Raw genomic sequence first — 18,300 nt, forward strand, 5'->3', positions numbered from 1 at the left:
CTCAGCGCTCGCCCGCGCCAGCCAGACGGCCACCGTGCAGCACCACTTTGTCTGCCAACCGCGCGGCGACCCGTGGGCTGTGAGTGACCATCAACAACGTCGTCGGGCTGTCGTCGAGCAGCTCCAGCAACAACTTCAACACCTCATCGCTGGTGGCTTCATCGAGGCTGCCGGTGGGCTCGTCGGCCAACAACAGTTTCGGTTGCGATGCCAAGGCGCGGCCCAACGCAACCCGTTGCTGTTGCCCGCCAGACAGTTGCTCCGGATAGCGCCGCAGCAAATCTCCCAACCCCAGACGTTGCACCAGATGCGCCTGCCAACGTGGATCGTGGCGCCCGGCCAGACGCGCCTGAAACGCCAGATTGTCTTCAACGCGCAAACTGCCGATCAGGTTGAACTGCTGAAACACCAGGCCGATTTCGGTCCGCCGCCAGTTCGCCAATTGGCTTTCGGTCATTTGTTCCAGCCGATGCTCGCCGCTGCGAATGCTGCCGCGATCGACCTTGTCCAGCCCGGCGATCAGGTGCAGCAAGGTGCTCTTGCCACTGCCCGACTCGCCCATCAGCGCCAGGCTGCTGCCGGGCTTCAACGTGAGGTCGACGCCTTGCAGCACGGGCAATGGGCCTTGGGGGGTGGCGTAGCTTTTGAAGACGCCCTGGACCGAAAGCATGAGGGGAGACTCGTTGAAGACAGTGGGCCTAGGATAGCGGACGGCAGCGACACCGCGTTATCGTTCTTCGCGAGCAAGCCCGCTCCCACAGGGATCGCCGGTGCACGCAGAAGCTGTGTACACATCGATCAAATGTGGGAGCGGGCTTGCTCGCGAAGGGGCCGGCTCAGCCAACAAACAACCTCACTGCCCCACCGCCACACTCGGCACCACCCGCCCCGGCGTCACAATGCGGTTCAGGTCAATATGCTTCCACTCAGGCTTGGCCCCCAACCGCGCATTGAACCGATAGTTAAACGTGAAATCGTCCACCGTCGGCACACTCAACGGTTTGCCATACACCGCCTCAATCCCCGCCAAGTCATAACCCATCACCTGCAGCAACGTCGGGAAGATGTTGTAGTGACTGGAGCGATCCTTGTTGGCCGGCAATTGCGCCTGCCAGTCCAAAGTCTTCAAACCGCTGCCCGAAATCACCACCAGGGGCACCAAGCCCTCCTCCTCCACCGGATCACCACCGCAGTGAGTATTGAGCCCCGGGTTACCGCGCTCGTGCAGATCCTGCCCGTGGTCCGAGGTGTAAATCAGCAGCGCACGGCTCAAATCCGCCTGAGCGAAAACCCGTGCGAAGAACTCGCCGACATTCCACAGCACGGTATTTTTGTAGGCGTTGCGGTACAGCAACCAATCATCCAGCTGACCGTTGAAACCATCGCGCGTGCCCGTGTCCGCCACCTCGACAAACTGCCCTCGGGGCAATGTCGGGCGGTAGGCCATAAACGCATCCGGGTATTTATCATGCACCGGAAAATGCGCGCCGAGCTTGTTGATCACCACCAGCTCCGGTTTACCGTCGTTGAGCAGATCGATCAGCTTGGCCGCCGCGGCCATGTCGCGGTCGCGCACGCTGGTCTGGTCGAATTGCACGAACTCGTCGATGTCCTTTTTCTCGGCAGCGTTCATCAGGTTCTGCAAGTTGCCACCGGTGCGTTGGGAGTCGATATAAACGGTGCGCAGCCCGGCCTTTTTTGCGTACTGCCAGATCGACGGCAACGTGCTGTTGATCCGCATGTAGTCACCGCGGGTGCCACCGTAGCGCAGGGTGACATTGGTGTCGGCACTGCAATTGGCAATGGACGCCGCGTAGCCGTAATTGAAAATGTCCACGCCTGGGCGCGGTTCCTTGAGGTTGCTGTGCACACCGAACGGCGTGTTGATGTCCAGGTAGTTGCCGGAAATGCTCTCGTCGATGATCAGCACGATGTCGTGCCCCACCGGCTGATCGATACGCGCCAGTTTCACCGGTTCGCGCGGGCCGACGGTGTTGTGCAGCGCTTCATAGGTAAACAGATTCAAATAGGCCAACGGTGTGTACATGATCGGTAAGCCACGGGCGCCCTCACCGGCCCGCACAAACAGCACGGCACTGAGCATCAGCACCCCGAGCACTGGCGCCGCCACCAGCAGTGCACCGGGTAATGGCGTCCGTCGACGCGGCTTAAGCCCGATACCGAACAGCAGCAATAAACCACTGACCGTCCCGCTGATGATTGCATCGCGGTACTGGTACGCCGCCTCTTGAATAAACCCACCGGAATACACCAGCGACACAAAACTGCTGTAGGTCATGTAACCGGCAGTCACTTGCGTATAGACGTCGAAGAACACCGCCGAGCCAAACATCGCCAACGCGAACACATGACGGATTAGCGTCTGTCGGATGTACGCGGTCATGAACAGCGCGATCGCCAGCACCACGAACATCCCGCCGTACAGCAGCATCGGGAATCCGATGCCCAGCGCATCGAGACGAGCGAGGTAATAGTCGTAGCTTTTGAGTAAATACAGAACCAGCAACAGGTCCTTGAAGTATCGGATCATGGTGCTTGCAGTACCTCCGTGGCAGTCATTAGCCAATGAAAGCCAATGATTGTCATACATTTTCTGACACTAGCACCGAGCCATGAAAGCGCAAGAAATGCCGGTTTTTTGCCAAAAGCGTCAAAAAAATACTGCCTCAAATCTGACACGCTAAATTGCCTGTAACCCTTGTAATACAAGCCTTTCGACCGTTTATCGCTTTCTTAAAAGCCCTCTAAACCGCGACAAATCCAGCCACGGCAAGCACTTGATAGCAAATAGCCCGTGAAATCGGGGTTTTCAGCCCGCGCTACCCGTCATTTTGCTGACACGCTTTCCCACCACTGGGCTATACCCCTTTTGACAGTCTCATTTCAGTTACATCCACCGTTTTACGAGGCACGCCAATATGGACGTGAGCGTATTTGGTACGGGTTACGTCGGTCTGATACAAGCTGCGGCATTGGCCGATGTCGGACATCGTGTGCTGTGCGTCGACATTGATCCCAACAAGATCAAGCAACTGCAACAAGCCGTGCCCCCGATCAGCGAACCGGGACTGTCCAGCACACTGGAAGACAACATCAAGGCCGGTCGCCTGCTCTTCTCCACCCAGGCCAGTGACGCGGTCGAACACGCCGAGCTGATTTTCATCGCGGTGGGTACACCCGCCGAAGAAGACGGTTCCGCCGACCTCAGCCATGTGCTGAATGTCGCTCGGCAAATCGCCAGTTTCATGGAGTCCGATCGCACCCTGATCATCAAGTCCACCGTGCCGGTGGGCACCGCTGACCAGGTGGCGAATGCCGCCTGCGAGGAACTGCAACGCCGTGGCAAGGAGGCGTTGAACGTGCGGGTGGTGTCCAACCCGGAGTTTCTCAAGGAAGGCAGCGCCCTGGCCGATTGCATGCGCCCGGACCGGATCATCGTCGGCACCAATGACGAAGAAGCGCGCAACCAATTGAGCGAACTCTATGCACCGTTCTGCCGCAACCGCGAAAAGCTCATGTTCATGGACAACCGCAGCGCCGAGCTGACCAAGTACGCCGCTAACGCGATGCTCGCTACCCGCATCAGTTTCATGAACGAACTGGCCAATCTCACCGAGTTGCTGGGGGCCGACATCGAAGCGGTGCGCAAAGGCATCGGCTCGGACCCGCGCATCGGTTACCACTTCATCTACCCCGGCTGTGGCTTCGGCGGCTCGTGCTTTCCCAAAGACCTGCGTGCCCTGTTGTACACCGCCGAACACAACGGCATGCCATTGCGTCTGCTGCGCAGCGTCACCGAAGTGAACGACAGTCAGCGGCACATTCTGTTCAGCAAACTGCAGGCGCTATTTCCCGATGGCCTGGTCGGCAAATCCATCGCGATTTGGGGCCTGGCCTTCAAACCCAATACCGACGACATGCGCGAAGCCCCCAGTCGCTATCTGATGGAGGCGCTGTGGGCCGAAGGTGCGAGCGTGCAGGCTTACGATCCGGAAGCCATGGCTGAGTGCCGGCGCATTTACGGCTACCGCAATGACCTGCACCTGTGCGCCACTCGCGACGACACCCTGGAAGATGCCGACGCGCTGGTGATCTGCACCGAGTGGAAGAATTTCCGTGTGGTCGATTTCGACCTGCTGGCGAGCAAACTGCGCGCGCGGGTGATCGTCGACGGGCGCAATCTTTACAACCCGGAGCACGTGGCGGCGGCCGGTTTGCACTACAGCGGCATCGGGCTTCGGCACATCGCTCCCGAGGCGCCACGGCCATGAAGATACTCGTCACCGGAGCAGCCGGTTTCATTGGAGCCCATTGCATGTTGCGGCTGTTGCGCGACGGGCATCAGGTGTGCGGCCTGGACAATTTCAACGACTTCTACGACCCGCAGCTCAAGCACGACCGCGTGGATTGGGTGTGCAAGCAAGTCGGCGATTTCCCGCTCGCCAAAGTCGACGTGGCCGACGCCACGGCGCTCGAAGCCCTGTTTGTTCGTGAGCAACCGGAGGTAGTGATTCACCTCGCGGCTCAGGCCGGGGTGCGTTACTCCCTGGAGAATCCCCGGGCCTACCTCGACAGCAATCTGAGCGGGTTCCTGAACATCCTCGAAAGCTGCCGCCACCACCCGGTCAAGCACTTGATCTATGCCTCGTCCAGTTCGGTGTACGGCGCCAACCAGCACACGCCTTACTCGGTCAAGGACTGCGTCGACCATCCGTTGTCGCTGTACGCCGCGACCAAAAAAGCCAATGAGCTGATGGCCCACAGCTATAGCCATCTGTTCGGCATTCCCTGCACCGGTTTGCGTTTTTTCACGGTGTACGGGCCTTGGGGCCGGCCAGACATGTCGCCGATCCAGTTCGCCCGGGCGATTGCCGAAGGTCAGCCGCTGAAGCTGTTCAACTACGGCCAGCATCAACGTGATTTCACCTACATCGACGACATCATCGAGAGCATCGCCCGTCTGATCGAACGCGCGCCCCAAGCGGCACCGGACTGGAATCGCGAACAACCGGACCCGGCCAGCAGCATGGCGCCGTGGCGCATTTACAACATTGGCGGACAACAACCGGTGGAGCTCAAGGACTACCTGGCGCTGCTGGAAAAACACCTCGGACAAAAAGCCCTCGTCGAGTTGCTGCCCCTGCAACCGGGCGACGTGCTCAACACCTGCGCCGATGCCAGTGATCTGGCCCAGGCCACCGGTTTCCAGCCACGGATCGAGCTGGATGAAGGACTCGGACGATTCATCGCCTGGTTCCGTGACTACTACCCACTGCGCAACGCCCACTCGCCACTCGCGTCCGGGCCTCAGCGGAGGACTCTATGACTGGACATGAAAAAGGCGTGTTGCTCAATCACATGCAGCGTGACAAACGCCTGGACCCCGAACACCGAATGCGCCTGGACACGGCGATCCACATGCAGGGTCGCGGCTGGCTGACCGGTCGCGATGGCGGTCGGCCCTGGACCCTGTCGCGAACCAACCGGGTGGTTGCATGCCTTGGCGCGCTGGTGATTTTGCTGTTGATCTCCCCTGTGCTGCTGGGCCTGGCGCTGGTAATCAAGTTCAGCAGCCCGGGGCCGGTCATGTTCGTGCAGAAACGCACCGGCTACCGCGGCCGCCTGTTCGGTATGTACAAGTTCCGCACCATGGTGGCCAACGCCGAGGAGCTCAAGGAGTCCCTGCGCCACCTCAACAAGCACGGTGCCGACGCCATCGATTTCAAGATCGACGACGACCCGCGGATTACCCCCATCGGTAGCTTCCTGCGGCGCAGCAGCCTCGATGAATTGCCCAACCTGATCAATGTAGTCAGCGGCGACATGCGCTTGGTAGGTCCGCGACCGACCTCGTTCAACGCCTATCGCTACAAGGACAACCACCTTGCACGTCTGAGCATCTACCCCGGCATGACTGGCCTGTGGCAGATATCAGGACGCAGCAATATCGACTTCGACCAGCGCGTTGAGTTGGACCTCAGCTATATCGCCGAGCAGAGCCTTTTGCTTGATCTGAAGATCCTGTTGAAAACCCCCTTCAAAGTATTCAGCGGCCACGGAGCGAGTTAAATGGACGGTTCATCGAATAAAAGCCTGACCATCGCCAGCCCGAGCGAGTCCAATCTGACCTCGACCGTGCTCGACCTGGATCTGCGGATCCTCTTCCTGACCGCTGCCAATGCAGGCGCCGGCACCACCACCAGCGCCCTGGCGCTGGCCAGCCAACTGGCATCAATGAGCAGCGGCCAAGTGCTGTTGGTGGACGCCAGCCAGTCGGAGGGCAACCTCACGCAACAGCTGGGGCTGACCAAAGAACGCGGCTTTCGCGACCTGCTGTTCAACACCTCGCCGCCGCTGCTGCAGGACTGCCTGGTGAACGTCTCCAGCCTGCCCTTCCACATCATGCCGAACGGGCGGCACATCCGCGGCGCCGAGCGCCTGACGACTGAACAGCTGGCCCCGTTGCTCAACCAACTGGGCGATCGGTATCGCTTCGTGGTGATCGACGGGGACGCGGTGTATTCGGCCGCCGACACCCTGGTCATCAGCACCTTGGTGGACGGCGTGATCATGGTGGTGCGCGCCGAAGACACGCGCTGGGAAGTGGCCCAGGCCGCGGTCCAGCGCCTGACCCAGGCCGGCGCAAAACTGGTGGGCAGCGTCTTCAACCGGCGCAAGTACTACATGCCCAAATGGCTTTACAAAAACCTGTAAGCAACCGCAGAAAAGGATGACGCCATGAACGCCAAAATGCTTGTCCTGCTGTTGCTGCCGCTTGCAGGCTGCTCCAGCACCAGTGAAACCCAGAACATGCCGGTGCAGATTCTCACGGCCGAGCCGGCCAACGCCCAGGCCACCGACATGCCCAGGGTCGAACAGACCCTGCGACCCAAAGACGTGCTGGATGTGATCTTCCACATCAGCACCAGCGGTTCGCAGGCTTATCGGATTCAACCCGGTGACCAGGTCGCCCTGAACTTCACCGCGGCCAGCCAGCTCAACGGCACGCAACTGGTACTGCCCGATGGCACCATCGAACTGCCGGGGGCCAACACCGCGGTGAAAATCGGCGGGTTGACGTCGGTCCAAGCCCGGGAGGAAATCCAGCGCGTCTATAACCGCAAAGCCCTGTTCCAGCCCAATCGCAACCAGCTGACCGTGCTGGTCACCAGCCCGCTGAGCAACGAGCAGAACCTCAGGAGCACCCTGAACCACCCCGCTACCGGCATGAGCCGGGAGATCACCGTGGGCAACGACGGCTACGCCAGTTTCCCGGAAATCGGCTCCGTGCCGCTGCAAGGCATGACGGTCAACCAACTGGAAACTTTCCTCAACCAACGCTACGCGCAATTGCCCGGGAGGATGACGGTCGACGTGATGCTCAAATCCACCTCGGGCAATGAAATCTATGTGCTGGGTGAAGTCGCGCAACCGGGTTCCTACCCGATTCGCCGGCCCGTCTCGGTGCTTGAAGCGTTGACCCTGGCCCGTGGCACCAGCGTCAAGGCGCGACTCGATTCGGTGGTGATCATGCGCCGCAACGGCAACCAGGTGCAGGCCGTGCACTACGACGTGGAGAAAGCCTTGTCCGGTGACGCGTCGCAGATTGCTTACCTGCAACCGGAAGACATGCTCTACGTGCCCAAGACCAAACTGGCCAGCGCCGGTGAACTCGCGCGGCAACTGGCGGACGTGGTGTTGTTCCAGGGGGTGGGCTTCACCTTTGGCTACCGCGTCGACAACAAAGACAGCAACAACTAACTCTCAGGTGACCGACCATGAACCCAAAGGAAAACTACCTGCATGAGTTCTTCAGGATCTTCTTCGCCAATAAGCAGTTGGTGAAGCGAGTCTTCCTGGTCTTTGCAGTGATTGCCCTGGTCCTGCCGATGATGCTCAAACAGAGCTTCGATATCACCGCGCAGGTGATCGTGCAATCCAAAAAACTCTCCCAGGGAGACGCCACCACGTCCCTGACCCAAGGCGATGCCTCGTTCATTCCGCCGTCACTGGCCGACATGGAAACCGAGAGCAATATCCTGCGCTCGCCGGCCCTGATCCGTCAGACCATCAGCGACCTGCTGGCCAAAGGTGAGTACACGCCCCCTCTCGGGGCCTTTAGCACACTGGTGACCGAACCGATCCAGCGTTTGGTGACCAACCCCTTGCGTGAATACGTGATCAATCCGGTGCGTGATGCGTTCGGGCTTGACACCGATCCCGTGCGCGATACCGACCTGGATGTCTTCACCCAGCAGGCCTCCGAAAACCTGAAAATCGAAACCATGCCGGGTTCCAACGTCATCTCCGTTACCTACAGCTTTGGCGATCCGGCTCAAGGCACCCGGTTTGTCGCGGCGCTGCTGCAAAACTACCTGGTCAACCGTCAGGAACTGCAATCGATCGAGCTGCCTCAGAGTTTCTACGAAACCAAGAAGAAGCAATATCAGGTGCGTCTCGATGGCCTGGAAGGCACGAGGCTGACATTGCTTGAAGGGGTGGGGTCGTCCGATCCGAAGGAAGAAATCACCTTCCGTCTCAACGCCATCAACACCGAGGAACAGGCCCTGAACCTGTATCAGGATCGCCTGTTGCAAAGCCAGCGTTGGCTCGACTACCTGAAAACCGCCCTGACGGCCGCCACCAATACGTCCCGGCTCAGCGATTACACCTTCCCCTACACCTTCACCACCACGGTGGACAACATTGCCTTCGAAGACCGCGAGATCAGACAGCTCGGTGAGCAACTGACCACTCAGGTCAGCCGCTACATGAACGACCTGGCGATCTTCCAGCCGGGCAGTGAACCGATGCTGTTGACCCGCGAGCAGATTTCCCGCACCCGCCAGCAGTTCCTGAAAATCGTCAGCAACCGGATTCAGGAGCGCACCAACGACCTGGCGATTGTCACCTCGGTGATCAAGCAGAAAACCGCGCGCATCGCCGACTTCAAGGACCGCATCCATCAGTTGCAAGTGGCTCAAAGCAAGTTGCAGCAGATGGACACCGAGATCAATGCCTTGCACGCGGCGTTCTCCACCTACGCCCAGCGCTTTGCTGAAAGCAGCTCCGCCGGTTTGCTGAACAACGATATGTCCAACGCTCGGGTACTCAGCCCGCCGTACGAACCGACCGATGCAGCATTCCCCAAACCGATACTGATCATTCCGTTCGGGATGCTGACCGGTCTGCTGCTGGCGATTGCTTTCGTCTACGTGCGTGAGTTCTTCGATCACCGCTTCAAACACCCAGCGCAAATCACCCATGAACTGGGCTTGCCAGTGTTGTTGGTGCTCAACGAGCAAGACGTCTTGCCGAACAACCCGCACAAGAACTGGACCGTGCCTAGCTTCATGCATTGGGTGCGCCATTGAACGGGCCGCTCAGCGCCAGCGCTCTGCCGATCATGCATTTGATCAGCAGCGGCGGCTTCTATGGGGCTGAGCGGATGCTGCTGGACCATTGCCTGGCGACGCCGGGCCAGCACCAGGTGCTGTTTCTCGATGCGCCGCCCGCGCTGATCGCGCGGTTTCGCGGAGCCGGGGTCGACTGCCGCGGCTGTGCGGGATTGAGGGAATTGCTGCGTCATTTACGTCAGCGGCAGGCTGAACAGCCGCTGATCAACACGCACAATTTCAAAGGTTTGTTGTTTGGCTGGGTAGGCGCCACGTTGCTGGATTTGCCGTTGGTGATTACTCAACACGGTTTCACACCGCGCAGTCGCAAGCAACGCTTCTACGGCTGGCTGAGCCTGCAACTGTGCCGCACGGCCTCGGTGCATCGGGTGGTTTGCGTGGCCGAAAGCATCGCCGTGCTGCACCGCAAGGCCAGTGTCCGGACGGAGAAACTGCAAGTGATTCCCAATGGTCTGCCAACGGCTAGCGACCTGTTGCCCCACCCAGCCAAACACCTGCGTTGGCTGGCGGGCTATGTCGGTCGACTGAGCAATGAAAAAGGCCCGGACCTGTTTCTCGATGCCCTGATTCCGCTCTGTCAGCAACACCCGCAACTGGACGCCGTGATGCTCGGCGACGGTCCAGAACGGGAAACCCTGCTGGCGCGGATTGCCGCTGCCGGCTTGCACAAACGCATCACCTTGCCGGGTTATCAGACCGACATGAAGCGATGGTGGCAGCAACTCGATGCGCTGGTGATCAGCTCGCGCACCGAGGGCACGCCGATGATTTTGCTGGAGGCGATGCAAGCCGGGGTGCCAGTGGTGGCGTTCAGCGTCGGGGGAATTCCCGATGTACTGGAGGACCGGCACAACGGCCTGCTGGCGACACCCACCGACAGCGACGCCCTCGCCCGACAGATCGACACGCTGCGGAATGAGCCGGTACTGGCTCGCAAACTGATCGACAACGCAAAACGTACGCAACTGGACCGTTACGACCTGAAGGCTTTGGCCGAACGCTGGTCGCAGCTTTATATCCGTACTGCACGGGAGGCACGCGCGTGATCTTTCCGCTCTCGATCGTCAGTCTGCTCGCCCTGGTCTGCCTTGGTTTGCTGGCCAGCCCTTATCCGTATCTGGCGCCGGGCGCCGTGCTGGGCATGGTAGCTGTCGGTGTGCTCTACCGAAAACCCGCCTGGGGTTTGTTGGGCATCGCGGCGCTGGTGCCGTTCGAAGGTTTCTTCAAGGGCAGTGCGCTGTCGGGCACCAAGTTCATCGGGGCGTCACTGGCACTGATCCTGATGTTGCAACTGGCCATTCACCAGATTCCGTCCGAACGCCTGCGCTGCAACATCTGGCGCTACCTGATCTGGTTCATGGTGTTGTACCTGTTGAGCATGATCAATACCGACAACCTGGACATGTCCCAGAGTCATCTGCGGGATCTGAGTGTCGGCCTGGTTCTGTTTGTGATCACCTTGCTGATCGGCCGTGAATTGAACCTCGAGATGTTCGCCCGGCTGGTGACCCTCAGCGTCAGCGCGACCTGCGCGCTGGCCATGTTTTCCATCAAGTATCAGGACCAGGGCCGCGCCGCCGGGTTGCTGGAAGATCCGAACTCGTTTGCCCTGCTGATCGCCTTCGCCGTGCCATTGGCTCTGCTGCTGGTGATCCGCAGCCCGAACCTGTTGCACCGATTGTTCTGGGGCGGCTGCTGCATTTTGCTGCTGGGCGGCATGACCAAAACCGATTCCCGTTCCGGGCTGGTGGTGCTTTTTCTCAGCTTGATGATCGGCGCCTGGCACTACCGCGCGCAGTTGCCACGCATCCGTCCGCGCCACTTGGGTTTTGCCATGCTTGGCCTGGCAATCGTGATTCCGCTGGCGATTTATTCAATGCCGGCCGGTTACATCGCGCGCATCCAGTCCTTGAGCATTTTGAAGGCCGGGGCCAAGAGCCAGGACGAATCCCTCGGCCGCCGCACGTCGTACATCCTGGTCGGCAGCCAGATCATCCAAGAGCACCCGTTACTCGGTTCCGGCCCCGGCACCTTCCCGCTGCACTACGCCACCACCGGTTACTCCAAGGTGTTTTCCGCCAACCGCAAGCCTGGCGACCTGTACCGCCGCGCTCACAACACTTACCTGGAGATCTTCAGCGAAGTGGGGATTCCCGCCGGGCTGTTGTTCGTCGGCATGCTGGGCCTTGGCATATATAACCTCGTCCGCGCTCGACATGCCTGGATGCTGCGACGCGACTGGGAACAGGCTGACATGATCACGCACCTGGGCATCAGCTATCTGTCGCTGATGCTGTTTTTGATGTTCCTCAGCGCACCGAATCACAAGTACCTGTGGATCATCCTCGCCCTGACTTTCGTGTTGCGCCTCAAGGCTGAAGAACGTCCGCCGACGGAGGCCAGGGCATGAGCCGCATCAGCCTCGTCATCCCGATGTACAACGAAGCCCGACACATCGGGCGTACGTTGCTCGCTGCGAAAAAAGCGGCCGAGGCTGCCGGGCTGGAATGCGAGTTGATCGTGGTCGATAACGGTTCCAAGGATCAAGGGCCGCACATTGCGCGGCAAATGGGCGCGCAGGTGCTGGTTCTGCCGGGCCTGCTGATCGGGGCGCTGCGCAATCGCGGCGCCGCCGTTGCCACAGGCGAATGGCTGGCCTTCATTGATGCCGACATCGAAGTGCCCGAGGACTGGCTCACGCTGTTGTTGAGCATCCAATCCGCAGTTCAGGTCGACGTCCTGGGACTGGACCTGCACACCCCGGCCGAAGCCCCGTGGTTTGCCAATGCCTGGCAACGCCGCACGTTGCGCCCGAACGATGAAACGGTGAAAACAGTGCGATGGCTGCCCAGTTCCAACCTATTGATGCGTCGTCCATGGTTCGACAAGGTCGGCGGTTTCAACGAAAACCTGCGCACCGGCGAAGACAAAGATTTCACCATGCGCCTTTCTCACTCTGGCGCACGCCTGCTGTCCGTCAACCAGAGCGTTGCCCTGCATTGGGGTTACGAAAGCAGTTGGCGCGAATGGATGGGCAAGGAGTTCTGGCGTCAGGGAAGTCACCTGCAATTACTGCGCAGCCACGGCATGAGCCTGCGTTTACTGCGCTTCCCGATGCTGTCGATCATCGCCTGGGTGTTGGATTTCATGGCGCTGTCCGCCCTGCTCAACGGTTCCCCCCTATTGGCGCTATTCATGTTGTTCATCACCAGCCTGCCAGCGCTCGCCCAGAGCCTGCGCCAGAGCCTGATACACCACGACCTTCGTCTGATGCTGCAACTCTGGGGCCTGCATTGGGTGCGTCTGCACCTGGCTGGCGCGGCGCTCATCCTGAGCCTGTGTCACTGGAATGCCAGGAGACCCGCCCGTGGCTGAATTCATTTTCTGGCTGTGCCTGCTATTGCCGGTGTATGCCTGGCTCGGTTACCCACTGCTGCTGACACTGATCGCGCCGTTGTTCCGTGCGCGGCGTCATGCGCCAGCCCCCCCCATGAATGTCAGCATCATCATCGCCGCGCACAACGAGGCCCAGTACATCGAAAAGAAGTTGCGCACCCTGCTCGCCCAGGATTATCAGGCGCGCTCGCTACACATCATTCTGGCCAGCGACGGTTCCACCCGACGACACCGTAGCCTGTGCCCACAAGGTCATCGACCCACGCATCAGCGTGCTCGACCTGCCCCGTCAGGGCAAGGCAGCCACCTTGAATGCCGGCGTCGCCCTGAGCACGGGCGAGATTCTGGTGTTCACCGATGCCGACAACCAATGGTCGACCGACACCCTCGGCCAGTTGCTCGCGCCCCTGGCCCCGATCCAGAGGTCGGGGCTTGTGCCGGGTACATGCTGATCCCGGTGCCGGGCAAGGGCCTGAGCCTGGGCGACAGCCTTTATCGGCACTACGAAGGCTGGTTGCGCAAGGTGGAAAATCGCACCGGCTGCATGGTCTCCGCCGACGGCGCCCTGCTCGCCCTGCGCCGCGAGTTGTTCCAGCACGTGCCGGCGGAGGTCAACGACGACTTCTTTATCAGCACCTGCGCGCCGGTGGCGTTCAAACGCATCGTCTATGTACCCGAAGCACAAGTGAGCGACCAGGGCGTCGACGAAATCGTCAAGCAATGGCGTCGGCGCCAGCGCGTCACCGTCGGCGGCCTGCAAAGCCTGGCCCAGCGCCGGGAGCTGCTGAACCCTTGGAAGTATGGCCTGTATGCAATTGCACTGATCAGCCACAAGCTGATTCGACGCCTGGCACCGATCCTGTTGCTGCCGTTGCTGCTGAGCAATCTCTGGCTGTGGAATGTACATGACCTCTACCGCCTGAGCCTGATCGCGCAACTGCTCGGTTACGCGATGGCCATCGTCGGCCTGCTGGATGTGCAACACCGTTTACCCAAACCCTTTCGCCTCGCCGCGTTTGTTCTGGTGACCCTTGCCGGGATGAGTATCGGTCTGTGGCAGTTCTTGCGCGGCCAGCGGTACGCGCAATGGAACCCCGAGCAAAATCGTTGAAAGGACCGCGCCATGGCGATCAAACAATTATTAAAACGCACCAGTGGCTGGCTCTATCTCAACTCGCCAGTAGGCCGCCACCAACTGCACGGCGCCGGGGTGATCCTGATGCTGCACCGGGTGCTGGCCAATGACCGCGCCGCCGACCTGCCCCATCGCAATGAACTGTGCGTCGGGCCGAAAGCATTCGAGCATTTGTTCGCCTGGTTGAAAAAAAACTTCGAATGTGTGCCGCTGATGGAGATCTTGCAACCCGGCTCTATCAGAACCGATCGGCCAAAAATCGCGCTGACCTTCGACGACGGCTGGCGCGACAACGCGCTGAATGCCTTCCCGTTGCTGAAAAAGCATCAGATGCCGGCGAGCATTTTTCTCTCCACCGATTTCATCGGCAGCCGGCAACGCTTCTGGTGGGAAAGCCTGGGAGAAACCCTGTGGCACAGCCACGGTGAAAAAGCCCGGACGCATTTGATTGAATGCCTGCAACAGCTTGGGCGACCGTTGCCGGTGCTGCTTGATGATCTGGATGTGCAGCGCCGTAGCCTGGCGCTTTTACATTTTCTGCAAAGTCTGAAAACCTTGCCTGCGGGCGAACTGAACCGGCTCACCGATCACTGCCCGGAGGAGTCGTTACCCCAGGCGTTGGACTGGCATCAGGTACGCGCGCTGGAAGCCAGCGGGTTGATCCGCTTCGGCCCCCATGGCGCCAGCCACGCGATTCTCACCGACCTTGACGATCAACGTCTGGATGAGGAACTGAGCCGCAGCCGCAATGCCCTGCTGAACGGTTGCAACCGGCCACTGCCGGTCTACTGCTACCCCAATGGCAACCATGATGCGCGGGTGCGCGAACACGTGGCCGACCACGACTTCCCGTTTGCCCTGGGCACCGCCGCCGGGATTTATCGTGGTATCAGCGATCCATTGGCCTTGCCGCGAATCGGCATCAGCCAGCGTACGGCGCGCAATCCGGAGTTGCTGTCCTGGCGCATCTGCCGCGGAGCCCGGCCATGAGTCGCAATCGCTATCTCAAACACCTGGCCCTGAGCATGGGCACCAAACTGGCGATGATCGGCCTGCGGCTGCTGCGCAACGTATTGCTGGCGCGGATTCTGGGGCCCAGCGAGCGTGGTTTGTTTGCGTTGCTCAGTACCCTGCCCGATTTGATCAGCGCCGCCACCAGTGGCGGGCTGAATTCGGCGGTGGGGTATCAGGCGGCCAAGCAACGGCCCATGGGTCTGCTGCTGAGCCAGGTGCTGGTGTTCGGTTGCCTGCTGGCGGGTTTGCTGACCTTACTGGTGGTGGCGCTGGTGCGCGAGTTCGGCGGTGAACTCGACATCACCACGCAACTGGGATTGCTCGCCTGGCTGTTGCTGCTGGCGGTGCCGCTGACCGTGCTCAAGAGCGGCCTGTTGACCTTGCATAATGCGTCGGGCGGTGTGGTCGCGTTCAATGTCTTGCGGCTGGTGGAATCCCTGGCGCCCCTGCTGTTGTTTCTGGCCTTGTTCTGGATGTGGAAAGACGCTGCGCTGGAAGCGGCGCTGATCAGTTGGCTGGCTGGCATCAGCCTGGTGGTGCTGGCCGGTTGGTTCTGGCTCAGGCGCGCTCAACCCTTGCAACTGCAATGGGACCGCGCCAGCCAGAATGAACTGTGGCGCTACAGCACTCGCAGCCATCCGGACCTGCTGTTCCAGCAAGTGATTCTGCGCTCCGACTTCCTGTTCATCGGCGCCCTGCTCGGCAGCACGGCGTTGGGGCATTACGCCATGGCCAGCGCCGCCGCCGAGTTGCTGCTGATCGTCCCGGAAGCGGTGACCACGCCGCTGATGAAACGCCTGCTGCAACAGGACGAAGGCATGGATCGCCTGACGCCGCTGGCCCTGCGCCTGACCGCCACGGTGATGCTCGGCGCCTGCCTGACCATGGCGGTGATCGGTGAATGGCTGATCGTCACGCTGTTCGGCATTGCCTATCAGCCGGCTTACCCGGCGTTGCTGGCGCTGCTGCCGGGGCTGCTCGGTCTTTGCTATGCGAGTATCCTGCGCCTGGACTTGCTGGGCAAAAATCGCCCCGGCACGATTTCGCTGTTGATGGGCCTCGGCGCGTTGCTGAACCTGGCCCTGAACCTGTTGCTGATCCCGATTTACGGCATTGTCGGCGCTGCGACGGCATCGTCCATCGCCTACCTGGCGGTCACCCTCGCGCTGCTGGTGATGTATTGCCGGTTGAGCGGCGTACCGGCCTGGCAAACCCTGATCATCCTGCCCAGCGATGTGGCCCCGATGCTGCAGATGCTGCAACGGAAATCGGCATGAAACGCCTCATGCTGCTGTTGAGCCTGGGCCTCGGTTTGAGCGCCCAGGCGGCACCCATGCGCTGGGCTGATATTCGCGACGGCAGCCTGTACCTGCAAACGGATCGTCCCGACACGCTGACTGTTCGCTGGGTGCCGGCGTGGCAGGCCGATGCCAATGAAGAACGCCTGTACTTGCTCGACGGCAACGGCAACCTGAAGGGCGAACGTCTGATCTCCGCCAGTGAAACCCGAGGCAAGCAGAGCTGGCCACTGGCACCGAATGCCGCCAGTTATCGACTGGAAATTCCAGGCTACAGCTTCCGTCGCTACACGATCGAACATGACGAACACACCGTGGCATTGTTCGCCCCGGCCAAGGTGCATTTCAGCGCCGAAACCCGCGGCGGTGATGAATTGTATTTCAAGGTCGCACCGGGGGAACACGCAGTACTGGCCGGCAAATTTCACGGCGGGATCAACGCCCTGCAAGCCCAGCGCGTGAGCGACAACAAACAGCTGTCCCTGGCGCTGAAACCCCATCGCGCCTATTGGCAGTTCGATCAGGTGGCATTGCCCGTCACCCAGGACGAACAGGTCTGGCGCCTGCGCCTGCAAGGCAGCGGCAAGGTCGCGTTCTGGCTCGATGGCACGGCGAACCTGTTTGCCCAAAAACCGCAGCAACTCAAACCGCTGCGCGAGAACGACGGCCAGACCCGCTTGACCCTGCACAAAGAGATGCTCGGCCCCACCCCGAACCTCGGCATTTATTTGCCCTACGTGCTGCCCCCTCAATCCAGTTTCGCAGCGCTCGACGCCCTCAAGCCTCAGGCGGGCACCTATTACAGTTTCGTTGACGTCACCGCGCAAAATCCGCACCACGAAGATGCGTTCCGCCAGCTCTATCAGAACCGCTTCGGCATCTCGCAGGACCTCACGCTGTTAGCCGGTAGCCAGCGTCAGGCGGATTTGCGGGCCGACACCCAAAGCAACGCCGGCCTCGATGCCTGGCTTGCCGCCACTCGCGCCCTCGGCGGTACCGGCACGCATTACATCGCGTTCGCCGACGAGCCGAACCTCAATTACCCGAGCTACGCCGACTACCAGGCGATCTTCAACAGCATGGCCCGGCAAGTGCGCAGCGACCCGGCCAACGCCAAGGCCGGTGTGCGCATCGCCATGCCCGCCACTTCGCGCTTCGTTAATGGCCCGTTCGCCGACAACGCCGTCGACAAGCGCGGCATCGATTGGGCGCGACGCCTGCTGGCCGAATCCGGAGAGCAAATCGACGCCCTCGCCTGGCACGAATGGATGATTCGCGACCTGCTGGCGACTCGGGTCTACCGCGACAGCGTGCGCCGTGCCGCCGAGCTGGTGGGCCTCGATACCAAGGGCCGGCCACGCAAGGCCTTGCTGCTGGATCAGACCAATCTGTCCAGCGGCTCAAGCCTGAGCCCCTACGATCAAGAAACCCATTTTGCTTCGCTATGGTGGACCTCGGTGGTCATCAACTCGGCCCAGGACGGGTTGCTGGACATGCTCAACTGGTTCCAGGCCGCCGATGAACCGACTTACCCCAAGGGCATGGTGCGGGTGCTGGGCGGCGATCGCTTCGAACTCAAGCCGGTGGGCCTGGCCCAGCAATTCATCCAGCAGCACTGGCTGAAAAACGTCATGCGCCTGGACAACGACGCCTTCGAAGTCGATGTGTTGGCCATGGCCACCGAACGCCAGCGCAGCCTGTTAGGGGTCAACAAAGGGGTGCGCTTGCAGCGTGTCGATCTGGGCGGGGCGACGTGCCCGCTAGCCAAGGGAACGCTGGTGTACTTCGGTGCCGACAGCCGCAGCCGTAGCGCTCAATTCAACTGTCACGACGGTCGCGTCAGCTTCGACCTGCCGGGCGAAACCCTGTTCGCCTTGAGCTGGAGCGCCTCATGAACGCCGTCAACCTGCATCACCACGACCGGTCCCAGTCAGAAGGCAATGACATGAATGCCTTGGGGAGATTGTGCCAGCTGCACAAACCGTCCCGTTCACCTGTTCCAGAGGCGGTGGGCTGAACC

At 60.7% G+C, this 18,300-nt stretch carries 15 protein-coding genes and 1 pseudogene; 14 read left to right on the top strand and 2 right to left on the bottom strand.

Annotation, left to right across the window (positions count from 1 at the left end):
- Position 1 precedes the first annotated feature (1 nt).
- Complete coding sequence (locus PSH65_RS19595; protein ID WP_305421892.1) at positions 2–670, bottom strand: ABC transporter ATP-binding protein; 669 nt, start codon at positions 668–670, stop codon at positions 2–4.
- Positions 671–853: 183 nt separating this feature from the next.
- Complete coding sequence (locus PSH65_RS19600) at positions 854–2,551, bottom strand: sulfatase-like hydrolase/transferase (RefSeq protein ID WP_305421893.1); 1,698 nt, start codon at positions 2,549–2,551, stop codon at positions 854–856.
- Positions 2,552–2,939: 388 nt separating this feature from the next.
- Between PSH65_RS19600 and PSH65_RS19605 the strand changes: the two genes are divergently transcribed.
- The 14 genes and pseudogenes from PSH65_RS19605 to PSH65_RS19670 all read left to right on the top strand — a co-directional run bounded on the left by PSH65_RS19605 (position 2,940) and on the right by PSH65_RS19670 (position 18,297).
- On the top strand, positions 2,940–4,292 hold the full coding sequence (locus PSH65_RS19605) for a UDP-glucose/GDP-mannose dehydrogenase family protein (protein ID WP_305421894.1): 1,353 nt from the start codon (positions 2,940–2,942) through the stop codon (positions 4,290–4,292).
- Positions 4,289–5,347 carry an NAD-dependent epimerase gene (locus PSH65_RS19610; RefSeq protein ID WP_305421895.1) on the top strand — a complete coding sequence of 353 codons (1,059 nt, stop codon included), beginning with the start codon at positions 4,289–4,291 and terminating at the stop codon, positions 5,345–5,347. The genes PSH65_RS19605 and PSH65_RS19610 overlap by 4 nt, the downstream gene beginning before the upstream one ends.
- Positions 5,344–6,090: a sugar transferase gene (locus PSH65_RS19615; RefSeq protein ID WP_305421896.1), complete on the top strand. Its 747-nt coding sequence runs from the start codon at positions 5,344–5,346 to the stop codon at positions 6,088–6,090. The genes PSH65_RS19610 and PSH65_RS19615 overlap by 4 nt, the downstream gene beginning before the upstream one ends.
- The gene (locus PSH65_RS19620; protein WP_305421898.1) at positions 6,091–6,735 is read left to right on the top strand and encodes a CpsD/CapB family tyrosine-protein kinase; all 645 of its coding nucleotides are present in this window, start codon (positions 6,091–6,093) and stop codon (positions 6,733–6,735) included. It abuts the gene before it with no gap.
- 24 nt (positions 6,736–6,759) lie between these two features.
- Positions 6,760–7,782, top strand: a complete 1,023-nt coding sequence (locus PSH65_RS19625; RefSeq protein WP_205887798.1) for a polysaccharide biosynthesis/export family protein — start codon at positions 6,760–6,762, stop codon at positions 7,780–7,782.
- 17 nt (positions 7,783–7,799) lie between these two features.
- A complete protein-coding gene (locus PSH65_RS19630; RefSeq protein WP_305421900.1) occupies positions 7,800–9,395 on the top strand; it encodes a Wzz/FepE/Etk N-terminal domain-containing protein in 1,596 nt (531 codons plus the stop codon).
- A 32-nt stretch (positions 9,396–9,427) separates the two neighbouring features.
- Entirely contained in the window at positions 9,428–10,483 is a 1,056-nt protein-coding gene (locus tag PSH65_RS19635) for a glycosyltransferase family 4 protein (RefSeq protein ID WP_370694708.1), read from the top strand.
- Positions 10,480–11,847, top strand: a complete 1,368-nt coding sequence (locus PSH65_RS19640) for an O-antigen ligase (protein ID WP_305421903.1) — start codon at positions 10,480–10,482, stop codon at positions 11,845–11,847. Before PSH65_RS19635 ends, PSH65_RS19640 begins: the two co-directional genes overlap by 4 nt.
- Positions 11,844–12,812, top strand: coding sequence for a glycosyltransferase family 2 protein (locus PSH65_RS19645; RefSeq protein WP_305421905.1), 969 nt, complete (start codon positions 11,844–11,846; stop codon positions 12,810–12,812). The genes PSH65_RS19640 and PSH65_RS19645 overlap by 4 nt, the downstream gene beginning before the upstream one ends.
- A pseudogene (locus tag PSH65_RS19650) lies at positions 12,805–13,944 on the top strand (glycosyltransferase). The gene PSH65_RS19645 and the pseudogene PSH65_RS19650 overlap by 8 nt, the downstream one beginning before the upstream one ends.
- A 12-nt stretch (positions 13,945–13,956) precedes the next feature.
- A complete protein-coding gene (locus PSH65_RS19655) occupies positions 13,957–14,958 on the top strand; it encodes a polysaccharide deacetylase family protein (protein WP_305421907.1) in 1,002 nt (333 codons plus the stop codon).
- Positions 14,955–16,259: a lipopolysaccharide biosynthesis protein gene (locus PSH65_RS19660; RefSeq protein WP_305421908.1), complete on the top strand. Its 1,305-nt coding sequence runs from the start codon at positions 14,955–14,957 to the stop codon at positions 16,257–16,259. The genes PSH65_RS19655 and PSH65_RS19660 overlap by 4 nt, the downstream gene beginning before the upstream one ends.
- Positions 16,256–18,175, top strand: a complete 1,920-nt coding sequence (locus PSH65_RS19665) for a hypothetical protein (RefSeq protein ID WP_305421909.1) — start codon at positions 16,256–16,258, stop codon at positions 18,173–18,175. Before PSH65_RS19660 ends, PSH65_RS19665 begins: the two co-directional genes overlap by 4 nt.
- Positions 18,172–18,297, top strand: coding sequence for a hypothetical protein (locus PSH65_RS19670; RefSeq protein ID WP_305421910.1), 126 nt, complete (start codon positions 18,172–18,174; stop codon positions 18,295–18,297). The genes PSH65_RS19665 and PSH65_RS19670 overlap by 4 nt, the downstream gene beginning before the upstream one ends.
- The last annotated feature ends 3 nt before the right edge of the window (positions 18,298–18,300 follow it).

It is taken from the genome of Pseudomonas sp. FP603, assembly GCF_030687415.1.
Taxonomy (GTDB): Bacteria; Pseudomonadota; Gammaproteobacteria; order Pseudomonadales; family Pseudomonadaceae; genus Aquipseudomonas; species Aquipseudomonas wuhanensis.

What these genes read in the sequence shown, in the direction of transcription:
- PSH65_RS19595 (WP_305421892.1), bottom strand. Translation starts at nt 670, where the DNA reads ATGCTTTCGGTCCAGGGCGTCTTCAAAAGCTACGCCACCCCCCAAGGC.
- PSH65_RS19670 (WP_305421910.1), top strand. Translation starts at nt 18,172, where the DNA reads ATGAACGCCGTCAACCTGCATCACCACGACCGGTCCCAGTCAGAAGGC.
- PSH65_RS19660 (WP_305421908.1), top strand. Translation starts at nt 14,955, where the DNA reads ATGAGTCGCAATCGCTATCTCAAACACCTGGCCCTGAGCATGGGCACC.
- PSH65_RS19600 (WP_305421893.1), bottom strand. Translation starts at nt 2,551, where the DNA reads ATGATCCGATACTTCAAGGACCTGTTGCTGGTTCTGTATTTACTCAAA.
- PSH65_RS19630 (WP_305421900.1), top strand. Translation starts at nt 7,800, where the DNA reads ATGAACCCAAAGGAAAACTACCTGCATGAGTTCTTCAGGATCTTCTTC.
- PSH65_RS19620 (WP_305421898.1), top strand. Translation starts at nt 6,091, where the DNA reads ATGGACGGTTCATCGAATAAAAGCCTGACCATCGCCAGCCCGAGCGAG.
- PSH65_RS19665 (WP_305421909.1), top strand. Translation starts at nt 16,256, where the DNA reads ATGAAACGCCTCATGCTGCTGTTGAGCCTGGGCCTCGGTTTGAGCGCC.
- PSH65_RS19615 (WP_305421896.1), top strand. Translation starts at nt 5,344, where the DNA reads ATGACTGGACATGAAAAAGGCGTGTTGCTCAATCACATGCAGCGTGAC.
- PSH65_RS19625 (WP_205887798.1), top strand. Translation starts at nt 6,760, where the DNA reads ATGAACGCCAAAATGCTTGTCCTGCTGTTGCTGCCGCTTGCAGGCTGC.
- PSH65_RS19605 (WP_305421894.1), top strand. Translation starts at nt 2,940, where the DNA reads ATGGACGTGAGCGTATTTGGTACGGGTTACGTCGGTCTGATACAAGCT.
- PSH65_RS19610 (WP_305421895.1), top strand. Translation starts at nt 4,289, where the DNA reads ATGAAGATACTCGTCACCGGAGCAGCCGGTTTCATTGGAGCCCATTGC.
- PSH65_RS19655 (WP_305421907.1), top strand. Translation starts at nt 13,957, where the DNA reads ATGGCGATCAAACAATTATTAAAACGCACCAGTGGCTGGCTCTATCTC.
- PSH65_RS19645 (WP_305421905.1), top strand. Translation starts at nt 11,844, where the DNA reads ATGAGCCGCATCAGCCTCGTCATCCCGATGTACAACGAAGCCCGACAC.
- PSH65_RS19635 (WP_370694708.1), top strand. Translation starts at nt 9,428, where the DNA reads ATGCATTTGATCAGCAGCGGCGGCTTCTATGGGGCTGAGCGGATGCTG.